The sequence below is a fragment of the Moorena sp. SIO4A1 genome (genome assembly GCF_010672065.1).
Classification (GTDB): Bacteria; Cyanobacteriota; Cyanobacteriia; order Cyanobacteriales; family Coleofasciculaceae; genus Moorena.
Window position 1 is genome coordinate 1 of the sequence record NZ_JAAHHX010001045.1, and the last position, 1052, is coordinate 1052.

General features: G+C 38.8%; 2 protein-coding genes. Both read right to left on the bottom strand.

The genetic code is table 11. The features are described 5' to 3' along the window. Positions 1 to 414: winged helix-turn-helix domain-containing protein (locus tag F6K53_RS46395; RefSeq protein ID WP_366511461.1), on the bottom strand; the 414-nt coding region annotated here is incomplete at its 3' end. A 360-nt stretch (positions 415 to 774) separates the two neighbouring features. Next, the coding region (locus F6K53_RS45140) for a helix-turn-helix domain-containing protein (RefSeq protein WP_293087682.1) at positions 775 to 1052 on the bottom strand (278 nt) is incomplete at its 5' end.

Below are 1052 nucleotides of genomic sequence, written 5' to 3' on the forward strand. Positions count from 1 at the left end.
CTGGGTATTAAATACCATAAAGTTTTTCCGGTCTTCGGTTGGACAAATCCATAGACATACAACCATTGATAGCGATGTTGAACAATCGCAATTGGTCTTTCTCCTAACGCGCGACCATACCTTGTCTTGATGCAATAGCGAGTGGGGAAACCCCCAAGACCGCGCTGCATCGCTTCTCAATATCGGTTTTAAACCGACTCTATGTTCATCAAAAAACCAAATTTTTATTTCTGAGTTTGGATGGGCTTGTTCAATTTTTTTTACTTTGATTGGTAGGTTTTTAATAAATTCATCTTGATCTATTTTATTTCCTTTCCTATGTTTTGGTCTCGGACTCTGCCATGAGAATCTGAGCTTTTTTAAGTAATCCCATCCTCTCTTGAAGTTACCGTAAGAGTAGTGCAGCCAAAGCAAGTTGGTAGGCTATGCATCAAAGGTGACAGGTCTTGTTGTAAGGCTGCACTACTCTAAGGTTTCGTCTCTGATTCCACACTTTTTTCACTCTTTGAAGTTACCGTAAGAGAGTGGAGCCTTTATAGGGACAGGTTATGGGTAATATTTTTAAGTTATCTGAAATAAGGCTCCACTCTCTAAGGTTTCGTCTCTGGTTTCTTTTTCTATCCAACGAGCTACTTTTGGACCCGTCCACCTCCCTCCATCTGATGGTCTTGATTCTAGTTCTTTGGCTAATTTTTTAAGTTGATATTCCCTTAGTAGTGGTTTTTTAGCTCCCCTATGCTGTCTGTGCTTATTTTTTAAATTTTGCACTCCTTGTTATCCAAAATCATTATATTTTTTGACGATTTCTTTGCCATAATCATAATTAATACCTACAGCTATAGCACTAGTCTTAATAGTCCAACCTAAGGAGACTTTCCAAAGTAAATGCCATCTTCTTGATTCGTTCGCGTAGCGTGGCCCAAAGGCCACTGAATCTTTACTTTTGAGGTACTTCTGTTTCAGTTCGTCCGAACTATAATGATTAGCTAGGGCAGCTTTTTTGGGCATAAATTTTGTCTCCATCGATTTTTCTATATTATACGTGGGTTTTG